The organism is Polymorphobacter sp. PAMC 29334 (genome assembly GCF_019431245.1).
Classification (GTDB): Bacteria; Pseudomonadota; Alphaproteobacteria; order Sphingomonadales; family Sphingomonadaceae; genus Polymorphobacter_B; species Polymorphobacter_B megasporae.
In genome coordinates, this window is sequence record NZ_CP080243.1 from 1,025,222 (window position 1) to 1,042,032 (window position 16,811).

Sequence of the window (16,811 nt, forward strand, 5' to 3'; positions counted from 1 at the left end):
CGGTCTAAACCGTCGCGACTCGTCGCGACGGCAGGCGGACCAGTACCAGCGCGGTCGCGACCAGCGCCATGCCGAGCGCCTCGACGCCGCTGACACCTTCGCCGAAGCGGAGCGCGCCGATCGTCGCCGAAATCGCCGGCTGGACGAGCAAGGTCAGCCCGATGACGAGCGGCGGCAGATAGCCCATCGCGAAGATGATCAGCCCCTGGCCGATGACCTGGCTGCCGATCGCGAGCAAAATCAACGGGGTCCAGTTGTGCGGCCAGAATCCGGCCCCCGGCGCGGTCATCGCCAGCGCCGCCGGGAGCAGCGCGATCGCCCCGAACGCTGTCGCCATCGCCAGCAGCGTCAGCGGCGCGACCTGCGAGCGGACGCGGTCGACGACGATGAAATAGGCGGCGTAAAATGCTCCGGCCGCCATGCAGATCAGGTCGCCGACCAGATGCGTGCCCGACACGTCGGCGCTACGCCCGAGGAGCAGACCGATCCCGGCGGCGGCGCACAACAACGCAGCAATTGCGGAGCGTCCCGGCAGGGTGCGGGTGACGATGAAGCCGTAGGCGGGGAGGATGAAGCTCGCCGAATTGCCCATCAGCGTCGCATTGGCGAGCGTCGTCCGCTTGATCCCGAGGTGCCACAGCGCGAGGTCGGCGGCGAAGAACACACCCGCCAGCGCGATCACGCCGACCGTCGAAAGCGACGGCCGCACAACAGGCGCACCGCTGTCCGCACGACGTACTCCCGTGGCGACACGCGCCAGCACGATCAGCGGCAGGATCGCGAGCGCGAGCCGCCAGAATGCCGACGACACCGGCGCGACATCGGCGAGCCGGACGAGCCACGGCCCGAAAGCGAGCGCAGCGCTGCCGGTCAGCATCGCGGGGAAGGCAAGGCGGGCGGGGGTCATGTGCGCGGGGTATCGGGCGGGGGAGGCGGGGGCAAGCACCGCTTCTACCCCTCCCCTTCAGGGGAGGGGCGAGAGACGTGCCGATTGGCGCGGCCCGGGGGTGGGGCCTGCCTCTGCTGAGGTGTTCGTGACGACTGCCCCACCCCCGACCCCTCCCCTGAAGGGGAGGGGAGCAGGAAGAAGGGCCGACACCCTCACATCGCCGAGATACCCCCGTCGATGTACAGCTCGGTCCCGGTCACGAACTTCGCCTCGTCCGACACCAGATACACTGCGCCCCACGCGACATCGTCGGGTTCGCCGACCCGGCCGAGCGGGATCTGCCGCCCGAGCTTCGCCAATCCTTCCTCGCGTTCGATGCCGCCGACGAGATTGTCGAGGATCGGCGTGTCGATGAAGACCGGGTGGATCGAGTTGCAGGTGATGTTGTAGCGCTGCTTGGCGCAGTGGAGCGCGACCGACTTCGACAGGTGCCGGACGCCCGCCTTTGCCGAGTTGTAAGCCGCCATGTTGGCGCTGGCGATGACCCCGGCGATCGACGAGATGTTGAGGATCGACCCGTGCTTGCCGTCGCGGGCACACGACGCCGCCATCAGCGGCAATGCGAGCTTGCAGCCGTAGAAGACGCTGTCGAGGTCGACGGCGTGAAGGTGCCGCCAATCGTCGAAGCTCGTGCTTTCGACCGTCCCGCCGGTGCCGATGCCGGCGTTGTTGACGAGGATGTGGAGGCCCCCGAAGGTCTTCTCGGCGAACGCCACCGCCGCAGTCCATTCGTCGGGCGAGGTGACGTCATGCGCGATTGCTGCCGCTGCATCGCCGAGCGAAGCCGCGTGACGCTCGGCCCCCGCGCCGTTGAGGTCGGTCAGCACGACTCGCGCGCCCTCGGCGACGAACTTTGCCGCCATCGCCGCGCCGAGCCCCGACGCCGCCCCGGTGACGAGTGCCACCTTTCCCGCCAGCCGACCGTTCGCCATCTGCTTCTCCCTGATTGTGGCGACCCTTAGCGCGGACGCTCACGAGAGCAAGCCGAACAGTGCATGCTGCACCGATACCGTGCAGCAACACCACGCAGCAATCTGCACAATAAGCCTTGCGCCTCGCCGCGATTGTCGTAGCCTCAGTTCAATAACGAGGCACAATGCCTCATCCGCGGGGGTGGAAATCATGAAGAACATCTGGCTGGCGTCGTGCGCGTTGATTGCGGCGAGCGGAGGCGGCGGCGCGGCGGTCGGCCAGACGGCACCACCGGTGGCGCCGGCCACTGCTGCTGCGACCGCGTTCGACGCCAACGACATCATCATCACTGCAACGCGCCGCAGCCAGGTTCTGTCCGACGTGCCGATCGCGGTCAGCGCGGTCTCGGCCGAACAGCTGCAGAATTCGGGCGGCAGCGATATCCGCCAATTGAACCAGCTCGCGCCGTCGCTGCTCGTCTCGTCGGCGACCAACGAAGCCTCGGGGGTCGCGCGAATCCGTGGCATCGGCACCGTCGGCGAAAACCCGGGGCTCGAATCGTCGGTCGCGGTGTTCATCGACGGCGTTTATCGCAGCCGCACCGGCGTCGGCCTGACCGAACTCGGCGAGGTCGACCGCATCGAAGTCCTGCGCGGACCGCAGGGGACGCTGTTCGGGCGCAACGCCTCGGCGGGGCTGATCAACATCATCACCAAGGGGCCGTCGTTCGACCTCGGCGGCAATGCCGAAGCGAGCTACGGCAACTTCAATTATTATCGCCTCGCGGGCAGCGTCACCGGGCCGGTCGTCGGCGACAAGATCGCGGCGCGGATCGACGGCGTCTACGTCAAGCGCGACGGGCTGCTGCTGACCGACTCGATCTCGGGGCGCAAGACCGGTGACCGCGACCGCTACCTGATTCGCGGGCAGTTGCTGATCAAGCCGACCGACGACCTGAGCATCCGGCTGATCGGCGATTACAGCCACAAGGCCGAGGAGTGCTGCGCGGCGGCGTTCCTCAGCCCAGCGCGCAACCTGTCGCGCGACGCACAGGGCAATGTCGTGGCGTCGCCGAACAGCTTGATCCCGATCATCAACGCGCTCGGCGGCGTGATCAACCAGTCGACCGGCAGCACCCCGTTTAGCCGCTTCGATTCGATCACTCCTGGGGTCAATTATCATCAGCGGAGCAAGGATTACGGCCTGTCGGGCGAGGTCAACTGGGACCTCGGTGCGGTCAAGCTGACCTCGATCAGCGCGTACCGGGTCTATGAGGCAAACAACGGCTCCGACGCCGATTTCGAAAACCTCGACATCCTTCGCCGCAACGATCTCGACCGCAAGTTCAAGACCTTCACCCAGGAACTCCGCCTTCAGGGGACAGCATTCGCCAACCACCTCGATTTCCTCGTCGGCGCCTATTACGCCCATGAGAACCTGACGGTGCGTGACGACCTGAAGTTCGGGGCCGATGCCGAACGCTATTCGAATTGCGTCCTCGCCGACAATTTCGCCCGCGCGCTCGGCGTTGGCGCGGCATTGGTCAACGTCGCCGACTCGAGCTGCTTCAACCGGACAACCGCGGCGGCATTGCTCGGCAGTGCGGCGGTGCCGGCGTCGGTCAAAGGGCAGATCGCGTTGCTGTCGGGCCTGTCGTCACCCGCGAATTCAATCGGCGGTTTCCGTTCGGTCGCCAACGCGATCGGCTTTCCAACTGCATCGCCGCTGTTCGGCGGCACCGGCGTCGTCCGCGACGTCTTCGACCAGACGAGCCGCAACTACGCCTTTTTCACCCACAACGTCATCAGCATCGTCCCCGATAAACTCCTGCTGACGATCGGCGCGCGCTACACCAACGAACAGAAGACGCTCGACACGAGCTTCAACCACAACAACACCTTCTGCGCGGCGCTGCGGGCGTCGCCGCTCGCCGCGCTCGGCGGGCTGCCATGCGCGATCAACGGCACGAGCGGGACCGGCTTCACCACCGCGACCGACCCCGGCGCGACGAAGAACGAGGACCGCGTCACCGGTGCTGCGATCCTGTCGTACAAGCCGTCGAAGGCGGTCCTGACCTACGCGTCCTACTCACGCGGGTATAAGGCGGGCGGGTTCAACCTCGACACGTCGGCGCTCAACGCCGCCAAGCCTCAGGCGTCGAACCTGCGCTTCGAACCCGAACTCGTCACCAATTACGAGCTCGGCGCAAAGCTCGACCTGCGCCAGTTCAAGCTCAACGGCGCGCTGTTCTACGAGGAATTCGACCAGTTCCAGCTCAACACCTTCAACGGCGTCAATTTCGAGGTGACCAACATCCAGGGCTGCGCCGACAGCGTTGCCGGCGGGACCAACACCGTCGCGACGACGGTGACGTGCGCGTCGAACCGGGCGCGGCCGGGCGTCGTTTCGAAGGGTGCCGAACTCGAGGCGTTCATCTATCCGGCGAAGGACGTCACCTTCACCGCGGGCTTCACCTACCAGGATACGAAATACGCGAAGAACCTGACCGGGCTCGGCGGCATCCCGCTCGCCCCGACGCTGTTCCAGTTGCCCGGCAGCCAGTTGTCGAACGCCTCGGTCTATACGACGACGGGATCGGTGGCGTGGACCCCGGCGATCGACGAGAACTTCTCCGCGCTGGCGTATCTCGACTTCCGCTACCAGTCCGACCTCAACACCGGCTCGGACCTCGATGCCGAGAAAATGCAGAACGGCTTCATCCTCGTCAACGCGCGCATCGGGCTGTACGGCAAGGGGCATCGCTACGGCATCGAGCTCTGGTCGCAGAACCTGCTCAACCAGCAATACCAGCAGGTTGCCGCCGATGCCCCGCTCCAGGGCGGCGGCACGATCAACGCCACGGCGAAGTACGGCACCTCGACCAACCAGCTGTATATCGTCTTTCCCGCCGAGCCGCGGACCTTCGGGGTAACCGTCCGTGCGAAATTCTGACGCACGAACGAAAAAGGAACATCATCGGGTCTAGCCGGTTTTCTTGTCGATTAAAGGAGACCGACAATGGCCGACGAAACCGCCAACCCGAAGACCAACCCGACGTCGAACGCGGAGAAGGATCCGCACGACTGGACGACGGGGGCCGAGCCGATGACCGGGGCGCAGGCGTCGTATCTCAAGACGCTGAGCGAAGAGGCGCATGAGGAGTTCGATCCCGAGCTGACCAAGGCTGATGCCTCGTTGCGCATCGACGAGCTTCAGGAGACGACCGGGCGCGGGAAGTAGCGCTTATGATGCTGCCGCGACCGCCGCGCGAACCGCGGGCAGGTCGCCGGCGTGCAGGTCGCCGGTGAACCGCGCGCGGACGAAGCCGTGCCCGTCGACGACCCAGGTTTCTGGAATACCGGTCGTGCCAAGTGCCGCTTGTACCGCCGAGTGCGGGTCGAGCTCGACATGGTCGAACTTGCTATGCGTCGCCGCGATGAACGCGGCCGCATCGCCCGGCGTATCGCGGACGGCAATGCCGACGACGACGAGCCCCGCATCGTGGAGCGCGGCGAGCTGGGGTGCCTCGGCGCGGCACGGCACACACCATGACGCAAACAGATTGACTAGCGTGACATGTCCGGCGCGGAGCCCGGCGTCGGTCAGCGGCGGTGTGCCCGACAGCGAGGCGAGCGCGAGCGGGGGGAAGGGCGCGCCGATTGCGGGGTGGTCGACCGGACGCTGTGACCAGCGATAGCCGAGCAGCACCACCGCCAAGCCCAGCGCGACCGGGGCAACAATGCGGCTCGGTCGCCGCCACAAGGTCATCGGCTCAACCGACGCGCCCGACCTTGTGAAGCGACCCCGCGACCTCGGGGGGCATGTATTTCTCGTCGTGCTTGGCGAGGACGGTGTCGGCCATGAACACGCCGCCGGGGCCGAACCGCCCTTCGGTGATAACGCCCTGCCCTTCGCGGAACAGGTCGGGGACGATGCCGGTGTAGCGCACCGGAACTTCGCGGGCGTTGTCGGTGACGCGGAAGGCGATCGTCAGCCCGTCGGATTGCTTCGCCACCGACCCGCGCTCGACGAGCCCGCCGAGGCGGATCGCGGTGCCGGGTTCGGGGGCGTGGGCGAAGACATCGCTCGGCGCGTAGAAATACGTCGCCTTGTCGCCCAAGGCACTCAGCGCCAACGTGCTTGCGCCACCGAGCGTGATCAAAGCAGCACACAGCAAGACGAGCCGCTGGTGCTTCGGCTTCAATTTGCTCATCGACGCTTCGCCTTCGCTGCTGCGGCCTCGGCGCGCCGCATCGCCAGCCAGCTCCATGCGAGGACGCCGACCATCCCGGCGATCGTCAGCGCATAGCTCGGATAAACGAATTCAGCGTGGTTCACGCGTAAGCCTCCGCGAGCCGCCGTCCGCGCGCCTCGACCATCTGGCGGGCGAGTGCGGCGCGCATCCGCATCAGCACGATGCCGCCGAACAGCAAGCTGAAGCCCGCGAGCGAGGTCAGCAGCGGCAGCAGCATCGCCGGATCGATCGTCGACTTGGTCAGCGTGATCGATGGCCCCTGGTGGAGAGTGTTCCACCATTCGACCGAAAACTTGATGACCGGCAGGTTGACGACGCCGACGAGCGCGAGGATCGCCGCGCCGCGCCCGAGGGTGACATCGCCGCCGTGGCGCTCGTCCTCGGCTCCGGCTAGCGCAAGATAGCCGATATACAGGAACAGCAGCACGAGCATCGACGTCAGGCGCGCATCCCACACCCAATACGTCCCCCACGTCGGCTTACCCCAGAGCGAGCCCGTGACGAGGCAGATGGCGGTGAACAAGGCGCCGACCGGGGCGATCGCGCGCGCCGCGATCGCCGCGAGCGGGTGCCGCCAGACGAGCGCGACGGCGCTGGCGATAGCGAGGCCGAGATAGCCACCCGACGCCAGCCATGCGGCGGGGACATGAACGTACATGATGCGAACGCTGTCGCCCTGCTGATAATCGGGCGGTGACGCGAATAAACCGATCCATAGCCCGACAGCGGCGAGCACGAGCCCGCTCATCGTCAGCACCGGCGTGCAGACGCGCGCGATGCGGAGGAAGCGGGCGGGATTGGCGAAGCGATGCATGCGATACCCATTTAACATCGCGGCCGGGGATTGGCACCCCGGCCGCGACGCCATGACGTCAGGCGCGAATCACGCCGCCTTGCACGCCGTCTTGTCCTTGTTGCCCGCCTTCGAGCAATCGTAGTGGACGACCTTGCCGTTCTTCTGCGTCGCGGCGACGAGGTTTGGGTTGGCGGGCTTCGCAGCGGCAGTCCGCGGCGCGGCCGCCATTGCTGGCTTGGCCGCCATCGGCGTCGCGGCGAGCGGCGCGGTCGGCTTGGCGGCGACGACCGGCGGGACGACGACGTTCTTGCACGCCGCCTTGCTCTTGTTGCCCGCCTTGGTGCAGTCGTAGTTCATCGCTGCTTTTGCGGGGGCCGGCGTCGTCGCGGCGGGAATCGCGGGCCGCGTCGTCGCGGTAACGCCCGCCGGGGTGACGTTCTTGCACGCGGCCTTGTTCTTGTTACCGGCCTTGGTGCAATCGTAGTTCATGCCCTTGACCGGCGTCACCGCCTGCGGGGCGGGCGGTGCGGCATGAGCGCTTGCGGCGGCGAGGCCGAAGGCGGCGGCGAGCGCGAAAATCTTGAGCGTCATCGAATATCCCCTCCGTGCGACACCGGCTAATCCGACCGCACGACGGCATTAATGCTCCGCGAAAGCTGCACCCGCAATGTACCAAATTGTCTATTCGAGCGCGGATTTCAGCGCCGCCGCCGCCGCGAACGGCGCGAGCGCGACGAGAACGAGGCTGCTCGCGGTGAGGAGCTTGAGCGCGCCGTCACCGCCGATCCCGACGCCGAAGATCAAAACCGGCAACGCCAGCGGCAGCGCGATCAGCCCGGCGAGCGCGCCGCCGCCGCGCAGCCCCGTCGTCAGGCTCGCGGCGAGCAGCGCGAGCGCGGCGAGCGCGGGGGTGCCGAGCAGCAGGGCGAGGGCGAGTTGGCCCATGACCGCGAACGGGACGCCGAGCAGGATGCCTGCTACCGGCAGCGCAAGCAGCAGCGGCCCGGCAAAGCCCAGCCAGTGCGCAACGAGCCGCGCCGCCGCCCAGACCTCGAGCGCGATGCCGCGCGTGACGATCTGGTCGAGCGTCCCGTCGGCGCGGTCGGGTTCGACCAAAGTCTCGACCGGCAGCAGGCTGGCGAGGAGCGCCGCGACCCAGACCACGCCGGGAGCTATCCGAGCGAGGAGGCGCGCATCGGGGCCGACCGCGAATGGAAACAGCGCGCCGACGAGGACGAAGAACAGCACCGGCAGCACGAGCGCGCCGGGTCGCCGCAACGCCAGCGCGAGGTCGCGGCGGACGAGGGTGACGAAGATCATGCGCCGAGCCGGAGGGTTTGCGGGCAGTCGATGCCGATCTCGCCGTGGGTCACCGCGACGACGAGTCCACCCGCCGCACGATGCCGCCCGATCGCTGCTGCGAGCAGCCCGAGCGACGCGGTGTCGAGGCCGACTCCGGGTTCGTCGAGCAGCCACAGCTCGGCCCCCGACGCCATCGCCCGCGCCAAAGAAGCGCGCCGCCGCTGCCCGCTCGACAGGATACCGGCAGGGAGGTCGACAAGCGGCGTCAGGGCGAACGCCGCCACCGCCGCCGCGACCGCCGCTGGTTCGGCACCGTCGAGCCGCGCCCAATGCGCGAGCTCGTCGGCGAGCGTCACCCCCGGCTTGAGCGCGACGTCATGCCCCGCCCAAGCGACACGATACGGATTGTCGATCGTCCCTGCCGCCGGGGCGAGCAAGCCGCCGAGCAGCCGCAACAGGCTCGACTTGCCCGCGCCGTTGGGTCCTTCGACCTGAAGCGCCTCGCCGGGGCTAAGGGTGAACGACACACCGTCGAACACCCGCCGCCCGCCACGGTCGCAGGCGAGGTCGGTGATGGTGATGGCGGTCGAGGATGGCGCGGACACGCCTCCCCCTAGCCCGGCCATGAGCGAACCGCTACAGCGCGGCATGCCCGTTCCCCGCCGCACGCCCAGCCCGACCGTCAAGGCGATCCTCGACTTCGCGCCGTTGCTCGTCTTCTTCATCGCCAACCGCGTCGCCGACATCTACGTCGCGACCGGGGCAGTGATGGCGACGACTTTGCTGTCGATGGCGATCGCGCACTTCCGCTACGGACGAATCCCGCCGATGCTGTGGCTGGTTGGGGTGATGGTCTTCGTCTTCGGCACCGCGACGCTGCTGCTCCACGATCCGGCGTTCATCAAGATCAAGCTGACCGTGATCTACGTCCTGCTCGCCGCCGTGCTGATCTTCGGCGCGATGACCGGGCGGCCACTGCTCAAGCTCGTCCTTGGCGATGCTTTTACCGGGTTGAGCGATGCCGGCTGGGCGAAGCTGACGCGCAACTGGATCGTCTTCTTCATCGCGCTCGCGGTGCTGAACGAGGTGCTTCGGCGTAACCTGTCGACCGACGACTGGGTGACATTCAAGGTGTGGGGCGTGACAGCGCTGACCTTCGTTTTCGCGCTCGCGCAGACGCCGATCCTGATGCGGCATACTCCGCCGACGGAGTAGGGCCGCCTACTGTCATCCCCGCTTTCGCGGGATGACAAACTAGAGGATTACCGCGCCTTCAACGCCGCCTGCGCTGCCGCGAGGCGCGCGATTGGAACGCGGTAGGGTGAGCAGCTGACGTAATCGAGCCCGAGCGATTCGCAGAACGCGATGCTCGCAGGATCGCCGCCGTGTTCGCCGCAGATCCCCAGCTTGATCGCCGGCTTGGCTTCTCGTCCACGCTCTGCCGCCATCCCGATCAGCTCGCCGACGCCCTCGACGTCGATGCTGACGAACGGATCGCGCGCATAGATGCCCTGCTCGACGTACGCGGTGAGGAACTTCGACGCGTCGTCGCGGCTGATGCCGAGCGCGGTCTGGGTCAGGTCGTTGGTGCCGAACGAGAAGAAGTCGGCGAAGGCGGCGATCTCCTTCGCGCGGATCGCGGCGCGCGGCAGTTCGATCATCGTGCCGACGAGATAGTCGAGCGTGCGTCCGGTCTCGGCGAACACCGCCTTTGCCTCGGCGTCGATCGCGGTGCGGATGATCTCGAGTTCGCGTGGGGCCGCGACGAGCGGCACCATCACTTCGGGGACGACGCTCTCGCCCGTCCGCACCGCGACGTCGACCGCCGCCTCGAAGATCGCGCGCGCCTGCATCGCGTAGATTTCGGGGTAGGTGATCCCCAGCCGGCAGCCGCGATGTCCGAGCATCGGGTTGAATTCGTGCAGCTCCGCCACCCGTCGCTTGAGCGCGTCGACCGACAGGCCAACCGCGCTCGCGACATCGGCGAATTCGGTTTCGACATGCGGCAGGAATTCGTGGAGCGGCGGGTCGAGCAGGCGGATCGTAACCGGCAGCCCCGCCATGATCTCGAAGATCGCGACGAAATCGGCGCGCTGCTCGGGGAGCAGGACCGCAAGCGCGGTGCGGCGTCCCGCTTCGTCCTCGGCGAGGATCATCTGGCGGACGGCGGTGATCCGGCTCGCGTCGAAGAACATATGCTCGGTCCGGCACAGCCCGATGCCCTCGGCACCGAAGCCGCGTGCGACGCGGCAGTCGAGCGGGGTTTCGGCGTTGGTCCGCACCTTCATCCGGCGGTGGGCGTCGGCCCATTCCATCAGCCGCCCGAAGTCGCCGTGGAGCTCGGGCTCGACCGTCGCGACCTTGCCCGCCATCACCTCGCCGGTCGACCCATCGAGCGTGAGCATGTCGCCCTCCTTGATCGTCCGGTTGCCGACGCGCGCGGTCCGCGTCTTGAGGTCGACCGACAAAGCGCCCGCGCCGCTGACGCACGGGCGCCCCATGCCGCGCGCGACGACGGCGGCGTGGCTCGTCATGCCGCCGCGCGAGGTCAGGATGCCGCGCGCCGCGACCATGCCGTGAATGTCCTCGGGCGAGGTTTCGGTGCGGACGAGGATGACGTCCTCACCCAGCCCGGCGCGGCGCTCGGCGGTTTCCGAATCGAACACCGCGACTCCGCTCGCGGCTCCCGGCGATGCGGGCAGGCCCTTCGTTAGCACGTCGCGGTGCGCGTTGGGGTCGAGCGTCGGGTGGAGCAATTGGTCGAGCGCAGCGGCGTCGACGCGCAGCACGGCTTCTTCCGACGTGATCAGCCCCTCGTCGGCCATGTCGACCGCGGTCTTGAGCGCGGCCTTGGCGGTGCGCTTGCCCGATCGCGTCTGGAGCATCCACAACTTGCCCTGCTGGACGGTGAATTCGATGTCCTGCATGTCGCGGTAGTGGCCTTCGAGCAGGTCGAAGACGCCTGCCAGTTCAGCGAAGACCTCGGGCATCGCCTCTTCCATCGACGCGGCCTTCGCGCCGGCGGCCTCGCGTGCTGCGCGGGTTAGGTATTGCGGGGTGCGGATGCCGGCGACGACGTCCTCGCCCTGCGCGTTGATCAGGAATTCGCCGTAATGCGCCTTGGTGCCGGTCGACGGGTCGCGGGTGAAAGCGACCCCGGTCGCCGACGTCGCGCCCATGTTGCCGAACACCATCGCCTGGACCGTGACCGCGGTGCCCCACGCTTCGGGGATGTCGTTGATCCGGCGATAGACGCGCGCGCGCTCCGACCGCCATGAACCGAACACCGCGCCGATCGCGCCCCACAACTGGTCGTGCGGGTCTTGCGGGAAGGCGTGGCCGAGCTCGGCGGCGACCTTGGCGAGATAATCGGCGACGAGGCCCTTGAGGTCGTCGGCGGTGAGCTCGGTGTCGAGCGTAACGCCGCGGTCTTCCTTGAGGATCTCGAGCGCTTCCTCGAACAGATAATGGTCGATACCGAGGACGACGTCGGCATACATCTGGATGAAGCGGCGATAGCTGTCCCACGCGAAGCGCGCGTCGCCGCTGACCTTCGCCAGCCCCTCGACGGTCGTATCGTTCAACCCGAGGTTGAGGACCGTGTCCATCATCCCCGGCATCGACACCCGCGCGCCCGAGCGGACCGAGACGAGCAGTGGGTTGTCGGCCGAGCCGAAGCCAACGCCGGTGACGATCGTCTCGATGTGCTTGAGCCCCGCTGCGACCTCGTCGTGGAGCGATGGCGGGAAGTCTTCGCCGCTGTCGTAATAGACGCCGCACATCGCGGTCGAGATGGTGAAGCCCGGGGGCACCGGCAGGCCGATCGACGCCATCTCGGCGAGGTTCGCGCCCTTGCCGCCGAGCAGGGTCTTCATCCCGGCGTCGCCCTCGGCGGTACCGCCGCCGAAGCGGAAGACGAACTGGGTGGCGGCGGGGGCGGGGGCGGTGGCCATCACGGGGTATCCAACACGAAGTTCAAAATAAGTTCACACTAAAGACGATGTTTTGTCAGTCGGTGATCTTCGAGAAGTCGGCGACCGAATGGACTGCGGTGCGAAGCCGCGCAAGCAGCGCGAGGCGGTTGCGACGAACCTCCTGCTCCCCCGAATTGACCGTCACGCTATCGAAGAACGAATCGACCTCGGGCCGCAGCCGCGCGAGCGCGGTCATTGCTGATTCGAAACGTTCTTCCGAGACGTCCGCCGCGACGATCGGCACGATCACGTCGAGCGCAGCGTTGAGCGCAATTTCTGCTGGTTCGACAAGGAGTTCGGCGTCGACCTCGGGGTCGATAGGCCCGTCCTTGAGTTCTTCGATACGCAACATGTTCACACCCCGCCGATACCCCGCGAGGAGACTACGCCCATCGGGGGTCTGTAGGACAGCCTGAAGTGCCTTAACCCGCGCCAAGAGACGAACGAGATCGTCTTCGCCGCCGAGGGCGAAGACCGCGTCGATGATGTCGGGGCGGACACCGGCTTCGCGCTGCTGAACTTTAAGGCGGTCTGCGAGGAAGATAACGACATCGGCCCGATCATCTCTGTCATTGGCTTCAAGGGAGCTCAGGCGTCGCATAAAACTGCTGAAACGAAAGTTCGACTGAAGCTGTATCGATGTGACGTCTAACGCTTTGCCGGCTAGATTTTCTGTCGCTGCGAGATATGTAGACATCGCCTGCTGAATATCAGCAGCGGTGGTCTCTGAATTGTCGAGTGCGGCAACTTGCGCTTTCACCGCCTGTCGAAGTAACTCAATAATGGAAGTTGCAATAACTTCGGTCAAACCAATACGAATATTATTGGTTAGAAGTAGATTAATTATGCTAAGTGCAGCTCTACGCAGGGCGAATGGATCACGCGATCCTGAAGGTCTTTCGCCGGCCGCAAAAAAAACGATTAACGTATCCAGCTTGTCCGCCAGCGCGACGGCTACCGTGCCCGGCGCTTTCGGCACAGTGTCGCTCGGCCCGACTGGCTTGTAGTGGTCGCGGATCGCGGCAGCGATTTGGGGGTCGAGGCCCTCCGCCAGCGCAAGGTGACCGCCGGCGATGCCTTGCACTTCGGGGAACTCGCCGACGGTGGCCGAGACGAGGTCGGCTTTGCACAGCCGCGCGGCGGTTTCGGCGAGATCGGCGAGCGCTTCTTCCCTCTCCCCTTGAGGGAGAGGGACGGCGCGCCCTTGCGCGCCAGGGTGAGGGTGAGTGGCGGGAGAGTGGCTTATGCCATCCTTACCCTCACCCTGGTCGCGCGAAGGGCGCGACCGTCCCTCTCCCTTGAGGGGAGAGGGAGAAGGAAGGACGGCGCCGCTTTCGACGAGCCAGCGGGCGAGTTTGGCGACGCGGTCGACCTTGTCGGCGACGGTGCCGAGCTTTTCGTGGAAGACGATGTCGGCGAGCTTCGGCGTGAAGCTGGCGAGGCCGCTGTCGCGGACCCGCGCGATATCGGCGTCCCAGAAGAACTTCGCGTCGGACAACCGCGCCGCGAGCACCTTCTGGTTGCCCGCAACGATCGCCGCGCCACCGTCGTCGGCCGCGATATTGGCGACGCAGACGAACGCCGGGGCGAGGTTGCCGCTGGCGTCGGTGCAGGCGAAATATTTCTGGTTGGTCCGCATCGTCAGCTGGATGACTTCGCGCGGCACGTCGAGGAACGCCGGGTCGAAGCGCCCGATCAGCGGCACCGGCCACTCGGTCAGCCCTGCGTTTTCGGCGACGAGACCGTCGTCGGGGATGATCCCCAACCCCTCGGCCCTCGCGGCGGCGTCCGCGCCACGGATGATGAGATCGCGCCGCTCGCTCGCGTCGAGCATGACGTGTGCGGCGCGAAGCTGGTCGACGTAGCTCGCGGCGCCGCCAATCTCGATCGGCCCGCTCGACATGAAGCGGTGCCCGAACGTCGTCCGCCCGCTCGTCACGCCCGCCGCCGCGAACGTGACCACCGCGTCGCCGAGCAGCGCGACGATGCCGGATAACGGCCGGACCCAGCGCAGGCTGGCGGTGCTCGTCGAGGCGTCGCCCCAGCGCATCGATTTGGGCCAATCGAAGTCGCGGACGATCGCCGGGATCAGTTCGGCAATGATCGCCTCGGCACTGCGCCCGGGGGTGACGATCGTCGCGTAAAGGAAGCGCCCCTTTGGCGTGTCGCGCTCCTCCATCGCATCGCGGGCGAGGCCGGTCGACTTGACGAAACCGGCTACGGCCTGCTCGGGGGCGTCGGCGCGCGGACCGCGGCGTTCTTCGCTGACGGGGGTGCTCGCGGCGTCGAGGCCGGCCGCGTGGAGGACGAGGCGGCGCGGGGTGACGGACGCAGCGATCGGGCCGACGGCGAGGCCGGCGGCGGCGAGCCCGGCGGTGAAGCGGTCGCGCAGTTGCTCGATCGCACGGGCCTGCATCCGCGCGGGGATTTCCTCGGTGAGGAGTTCGAGGAGGAAGTCAGGCAATGCCGGTCACTGCGTAAATCACGCCGCCCACCGCGCCGCGTTCTTCGCCACCCAGCCCTCGCACACCGCCTTCGTCAGGTCGCGCACGCGGCCGATATACGCGGCGCGCTCGGCGACCGAGATCACCCCGCGGGCATTGAGCAGGTTGAAGATGTGGCTCGCCTTGATCGCCTGGTCGTAGGCGGGGAGCGGCAGGCCACGCTCGACGAGCGCGCGGCATTCGCCCGCAGCGTCGGTGAACTGGCGGAACAGCAAGTCGGTGTCGGCGGCCTCGAAGCTGTACGCGCTGAACTCGCGCTCGTTCTCGCGGAAGACATCGCCGTAGGTCATCGTGTCGTTGTACTGCAGGTCGTACACCGAATCCTTACCTTGGATGTATGTCGCCAACCGTTCGAGGCCGTAGGTGATCTCGCCGCTGACGGGAGCGCAGTCGATGCCGCCGACCTGCTGGAAATAGGTGAATTGCGACACCTCCATACCGTCGCACCACACCTCCCACCCGAGCCCCCATGCGCCGAGCGTCGGGCTCTCCCAGTCGTCCTCGACGAAGCGGATGTCGTGCTTGCGCCCGTCGATGCCGATCGCCGCGAGGCTGCCGAGATACGCGTCGACGATGTCGGGCGGCGACGGCTTGAGGATGACCTGGAACTGATAATAAGCACCGAGCCGGTTGGGGTTTTCACCGTAGCGGCCATCGGACGGGCGGCGGCTCGGCTGGACGTACGCGGCGCGCCACGGCTCAGGGCCGAGCGCGCGGAGGACGGTGGCGGGGTGGAAGGTCCCCGCGCCGACCTCGATGTCGTACGGTTGCAGGATGACGCAGCCGCGCTCGCTCCAATAATGCTGGAGCGTCAGGATCATGTCCTGGAAGGTCAGCGGCGTCGCCGGAGATGTTCGCGGGTGCAACATGGATGCCGCGGGGTGTAGCGGGCGCGGGGAAGGGGGGTCAAGTTGCACAGGGCAGAGAGGCCTCAACCTCGCCCGTCACCCCGGCGAAGGCCGGGGCCCATCGCCGTGCAGACTACAAAGTTCGCATAGCGGGGCTCGTTGGGCCCCGGCCTTCGCCGGGGTGACGACCAAAAGGGAGACTCCCCTCCGAACTGGAGCTAGCGCTTCGCCGCTTTCTTCGCGACCTTGCGCGCGGCGTATTTCGCGTCGCGTTCGGCCTTCTTCGCCGCCGCCTTCATTTCCTCGGTGATCAGCGCGTCCTCGGCGGCCTTGCGCGCGGCGGCTTCCTTGGCTTCGCGCGAGGCGATCACGGCGGCTTTCTCGCCAGCGATGCGGTCCTTGAGCGCCTGCGCCTTTTCGATCTTCTTGGCTTCCTGCGCCGCAGCGCGGGCGGCTCGCTCGGCGAGTTCCTCGGGGGTCGCAACCGGCACGGCCTTGAACTTGTCGAGGACGGCCTGACGCGCGGCGGTGGCGGTGGCCTTGCGGTCGTTGAAATCAGGTAGCTTGAAGGCCATAAGTCTCGCTTGGTTGGATGGTGCCTCGCACATAGTGCGATGCCGCATGACTCGCAACTATGTAGGGCGGGTGGAGACGGCAATGCGATCCGACAGACTGCTGGCGCTGACCGACGGGGTGATCGCAGTGATCATCACGATCATGGTGCTCGAGCTCAAGCCGCCCGAGGGGACCGACCCCGCCGCGCTTGGGCATTTGGCGCTGATCTTCCTCAGCTACGCCCTCAGCTTCATCTACGTGGCGATCTACTGGAACAACCACCACCATTTCTTTCATCTCGCGCCGCGAGTCGACGGCGCGATCCTGTGGGCGAATTTCAACCTGTTGTTCTGGCTGTCGCTGATTCCCTTTGCCACGGCATGGACCGGCGAGCACCCGTTCGCGCCGGTGCCCACTGCGGTTTATGGCGTCTCGCTCGGGATGACCGCGCTCGCCTGGTACACCATGCAGTCGATGATCGTCCGCGAGCAGGGAGCCGATTCGCCGTTGCGCGCCGCGCTCGGTCGCGACCTCAAAGGCAAGGCGTCGCCGTTCCTGTATCTTGCGGGGATCGGCATGGCGTTCGTCGCCCCCGTGGTGGCCGACCTGATCTACGCCCTGGTCGCGCTGATGTGGCTGATCCCCGACCGCCGCGTCGGCCGGGCCGCTGCCCGCGAGACAGGTTCCGTTCAGCCCGAGCCGCGCCTATAGCGCCG

The 16,811-nt window shown here is 67.0% G+C and carries 17 protein-coding genes; 4 read left to right on the forward strand and 13 right to left on the reverse strand.

All coding sequences use genetic code 11. The annotated features are described in order from the left end of the window. Nucleotides 1–4 precede the first annotated feature (4 nt). Together KZX46_RS08735 and KZX46_RS08740 are read right to left on the reverse strand one after the other, a co-directional pair. Nucleotides 5–946: a DMT family transporter gene (locus KZX46_RS08735; RefSeq protein ID WP_226896189.1), complete on the reverse strand. Its 942-nt coding sequence runs from the start codon at nt 944–946 to the stop codon at nt 5–7. A 155-nt stretch (nt 947–1,101) separates the two neighbouring features. Next, nucleotides 1,102–1,881, reverse strand: coding sequence for a glucose 1-dehydrogenase (locus tag KZX46_RS08740; protein WP_219776271.1), 780 nt, complete (start codon nt 1,879–1,881; stop codon nt 1,102–1,104). A 190-nt stretch (nt 1,882–2,071) separates the two neighbouring features. Here KZX46_RS08740 and KZX46_RS08745 point away from each other — a divergent pair, with 190 nt between their 5' ends. Beyond that, a complete protein-coding gene (locus KZX46_RS08745; protein ID WP_219776272.1) occupies nt 2,072–4,813 on the forward strand; it encodes a TonB-dependent receptor in 2,742 nt (913 codons plus the stop codon). 66 nt (nt 4,814–4,879) lie between these two features. Further along, nucleotides 4,880–5,101 (forward strand): DUF3072 domain-containing protein, encoded by a 222-nt coding sequence (locus KZX46_RS08750; protein WP_216710111.1) that lies wholly within the window; start codon nt 4,880–4,882, stop codon nt 5,099–5,101. Between the two features lie 3 nt (nt 5,102–5,104). Here the strand turns inward: KZX46_RS08750 and KZX46_RS08755 are convergent, their stop codons facing one another. From KZX46_RS08755 to ccmA, 7 genes are all read right to left on the reverse strand, one after another. Further along, the gene (locus KZX46_RS08755; protein ID WP_219776273.1) at nt 5,105–5,629 is read right to left on the reverse strand and encodes a redoxin family protein; all 525 of its coding nucleotides are present in this window, start codon (nt 5,627–5,629) and stop codon (nt 5,105–5,107) included. 4 nt (nt 5,630–5,633) lie between these two features. Beyond that, nucleotides 5,634–6,074 carry a cytochrome c maturation protein CcmE gene (gene ccmE, locus KZX46_RS08760; RefSeq protein WP_370647509.1) on the reverse strand — a complete coding sequence of 147 codons (441 nt, stop codon included), beginning with the start codon at nt 6,072–6,074 and terminating at the stop codon, nt 5,634–5,636. Beyond that, nucleotides 6,071–6,199, reverse strand: coding sequence for a heme exporter protein CcmD (ccmD, locus tag KZX46_RS08765; protein ID WP_219776274.1), 129 nt, complete (start codon nt 6,197–6,199; stop codon nt 6,071–6,073). Before ccmD ends, ccmE begins: the two co-directional genes overlap by 4 nt. Beyond that, nucleotides 6,196–6,930, reverse strand: a complete 735-nt coding sequence (locus tag KZX46_RS08770; protein WP_219776275.1) for a heme ABC transporter permease — start codon at nt 6,928–6,930, stop codon at nt 6,196–6,198. Before KZX46_RS08770 ends, ccmD begins: the two co-directional genes overlap by 4 nt. A gap of 69 nt (nt 6,931–6,999) precedes the next feature. After that, the gene (locus KZX46_RS08775; RefSeq protein WP_219776276.1) at nt 7,000–7,503 is read right to left on the reverse strand and encodes a hypothetical protein; all 504 of its coding nucleotides are present in this window, start codon (nt 7,501–7,503) and stop codon (nt 7,000–7,002) included. 90 nt (nt 7,504–7,593) lie between these two features. Further along, nucleotides 7,594–8,232 (reverse strand): heme exporter protein CcmB, encoded by a 639-nt coding sequence (gene ccmB / locus KZX46_RS08780; RefSeq protein ID WP_219776277.1) that lies wholly within the window; start codon nt 8,230–8,232, stop codon nt 7,594–7,596. After that, nucleotides 8,229–8,819, reverse strand: coding sequence for a heme ABC exporter ATP-binding protein CcmA (ccmA, locus tag KZX46_RS08785; protein WP_226896190.1), 591 nt, complete (start codon nt 8,817–8,819; stop codon nt 8,229–8,231). The genes ccmB and ccmA overlap by 4 nt, the downstream gene beginning before the upstream one ends. A 19-nt stretch (nt 8,820–8,838) precedes the next feature. On the opposite strand from ccmA, the gene ispZ reads away from it, so the two are divergent. After that, nucleotides 8,839–9,429 (forward strand): septation protein IspZ, encoded by a 591-nt coding sequence (ispZ, locus tag KZX46_RS08790; RefSeq protein ID WP_226896191.1) that lies wholly within the window; start codon nt 8,839–8,841, stop codon nt 9,427–9,429. Between the two features lie 47 nt (nt 9,430–9,476). Here the strand turns inward: ispZ and ppdK are convergent, their stop codons facing one another. The 4 genes from ppdK to KZX46_RS08810 all read right to left on the reverse strand — a co-directional run bounded on the left by ppdK (nt 9,477) and on the right by KZX46_RS08810 (nt 16,115). Beyond that, on the reverse strand, nt 9,477–12,167 hold the full coding sequence (ppdK, locus tag KZX46_RS08795; RefSeq protein ID WP_219776279.1) for a pyruvate, phosphate dikinase: 2,691 nt from the start codon (nt 12,165–12,167) through the stop codon (nt 9,477–9,479). Nucleotides 12,168–12,222: 55 nt separating this feature from the next. After that, complete coding sequence (gene glyS, locus KZX46_RS08800; RefSeq protein ID WP_219776280.1) at nt 12,223–14,652, reverse strand: glycine--tRNA ligase subunit beta; 2,430 nt, start codon at nt 14,650–14,652, stop codon at nt 12,223–12,225. Nucleotides 14,653–14,670: 18 nt separating this feature from the next. Beyond that, the gene (locus KZX46_RS08805; protein WP_219776281.1) at nt 14,671–15,561 is read right to left on the reverse strand and encodes a glycine--tRNA ligase subunit alpha; all 891 of its coding nucleotides are present in this window, start codon (nt 15,559–15,561) and stop codon (nt 14,671–14,673) included. Nucleotides 15,562–15,758: 197 nt separating this feature from the next. Further along, the gene (locus KZX46_RS08810; protein WP_216710966.1) at nt 15,759–16,115 is read right to left on the reverse strand and encodes a DUF6481 family protein; all 357 of its coding nucleotides are present in this window, start codon (nt 16,113–16,115) and stop codon (nt 15,759–15,761) included. A gap of 82 nt (nt 16,116–16,197) precedes the next feature. Here KZX46_RS08810 and KZX46_RS08815 point away from each other — a divergent pair, with 82 nt between their 5' ends. Then, on the forward strand, nt 16,198–16,806 hold the full coding sequence (locus KZX46_RS08815; RefSeq protein ID WP_219776282.1) for a TMEM175 family protein: 609 nt from the start codon (nt 16,198–16,200) through the stop codon (nt 16,804–16,806). Nucleotides 16,807–16,811 lie beyond the last annotated feature (5 nt).

Bases quoted from the DNA above. Each gene is read 5' to 3' on its own strand.
- KZX46_RS08815 (WP_219776282.1), top strand. From the start codon at position 16,198: ATGCGATCCGACAGACTGCTGGCGCTGACCGACGGGGTGATCGCAGTG.
- ppdK (WP_219776279.1), bottom strand. From the start codon at position 12,167: ATGGCCACCGCCCCCGCCCCCGCCGCCACCCAGTTCGTCTTCCGCTTC.
- KZX46_RS08750 (WP_216710111.1), top strand. From the start codon at position 4,880: ATGGCCGACGAAACCGCCAACCCGAAGACCAACCCGACGTCGAACGCG.
- KZX46_RS08740 (WP_219776271.1), bottom strand. From the start codon at position 1,881: ATGGCGAACGGTCGGCTGGCGGGAAAGGTGGCACTCGTCACCGGGGCG.
- KZX46_RS08775 (WP_219776276.1), bottom strand. From the start codon at position 7,503: ATGACGCTCAAGATTTTCGCGCTCGCCGCCGCCTTCGGCCTCGCCGCC.
- ccmE (WP_370647509.1), bottom strand. From the start codon at position 6,074: ATGAGCAAATTGAAGCCGAAGCACCAGCGGCTCGTCTTGCTGTGTGCT.
- KZX46_RS08755 (WP_219776273.1), bottom strand. From the start codon at position 5,629: ATGACCTTGTGGCGGCGACCGAGCCGCATTGTTGCCCCGGTCGCGCTG.
- ispZ (WP_226896191.1), top strand. From the start codon at position 8,839: ATGAGCGAACCGCTACAGCGCGGCATGCCCGTTCCCCGCCGCACGCCC.
- KZX46_RS08805 (WP_219776281.1), bottom strand. From the start codon at position 15,561: ATGTTGCACCCGCGAACATCTCCGGCGACGCCGCTGACCTTCCAGGAC.
- KZX46_RS08745 (WP_219776272.1), top strand. From the start codon at position 2,072: ATGAAGAACATCTGGCTGGCGTCGTGCGCGTTGATTGCGGCGAGCGGA.
- ccmB (WP_219776277.1), bottom strand. From the start codon at position 8,232: ATGATCTTCGTCACCCTCGTCCGCCGCGACCTCGCGCTGGCGTTGCGG.
- KZX46_RS08770 (WP_219776275.1), bottom strand. From the start codon at position 6,930: ATGCATCGCTTCGCCAATCCCGCCCGCTTCCTCCGCATCGCGCGCGTC.
- KZX46_RS08810 (WP_216710966.1), bottom strand. From the start codon at position 16,115: ATGGCCTTCAAGCTACCTGATTTCAACGACCGCAAGGCCACCGCCACC.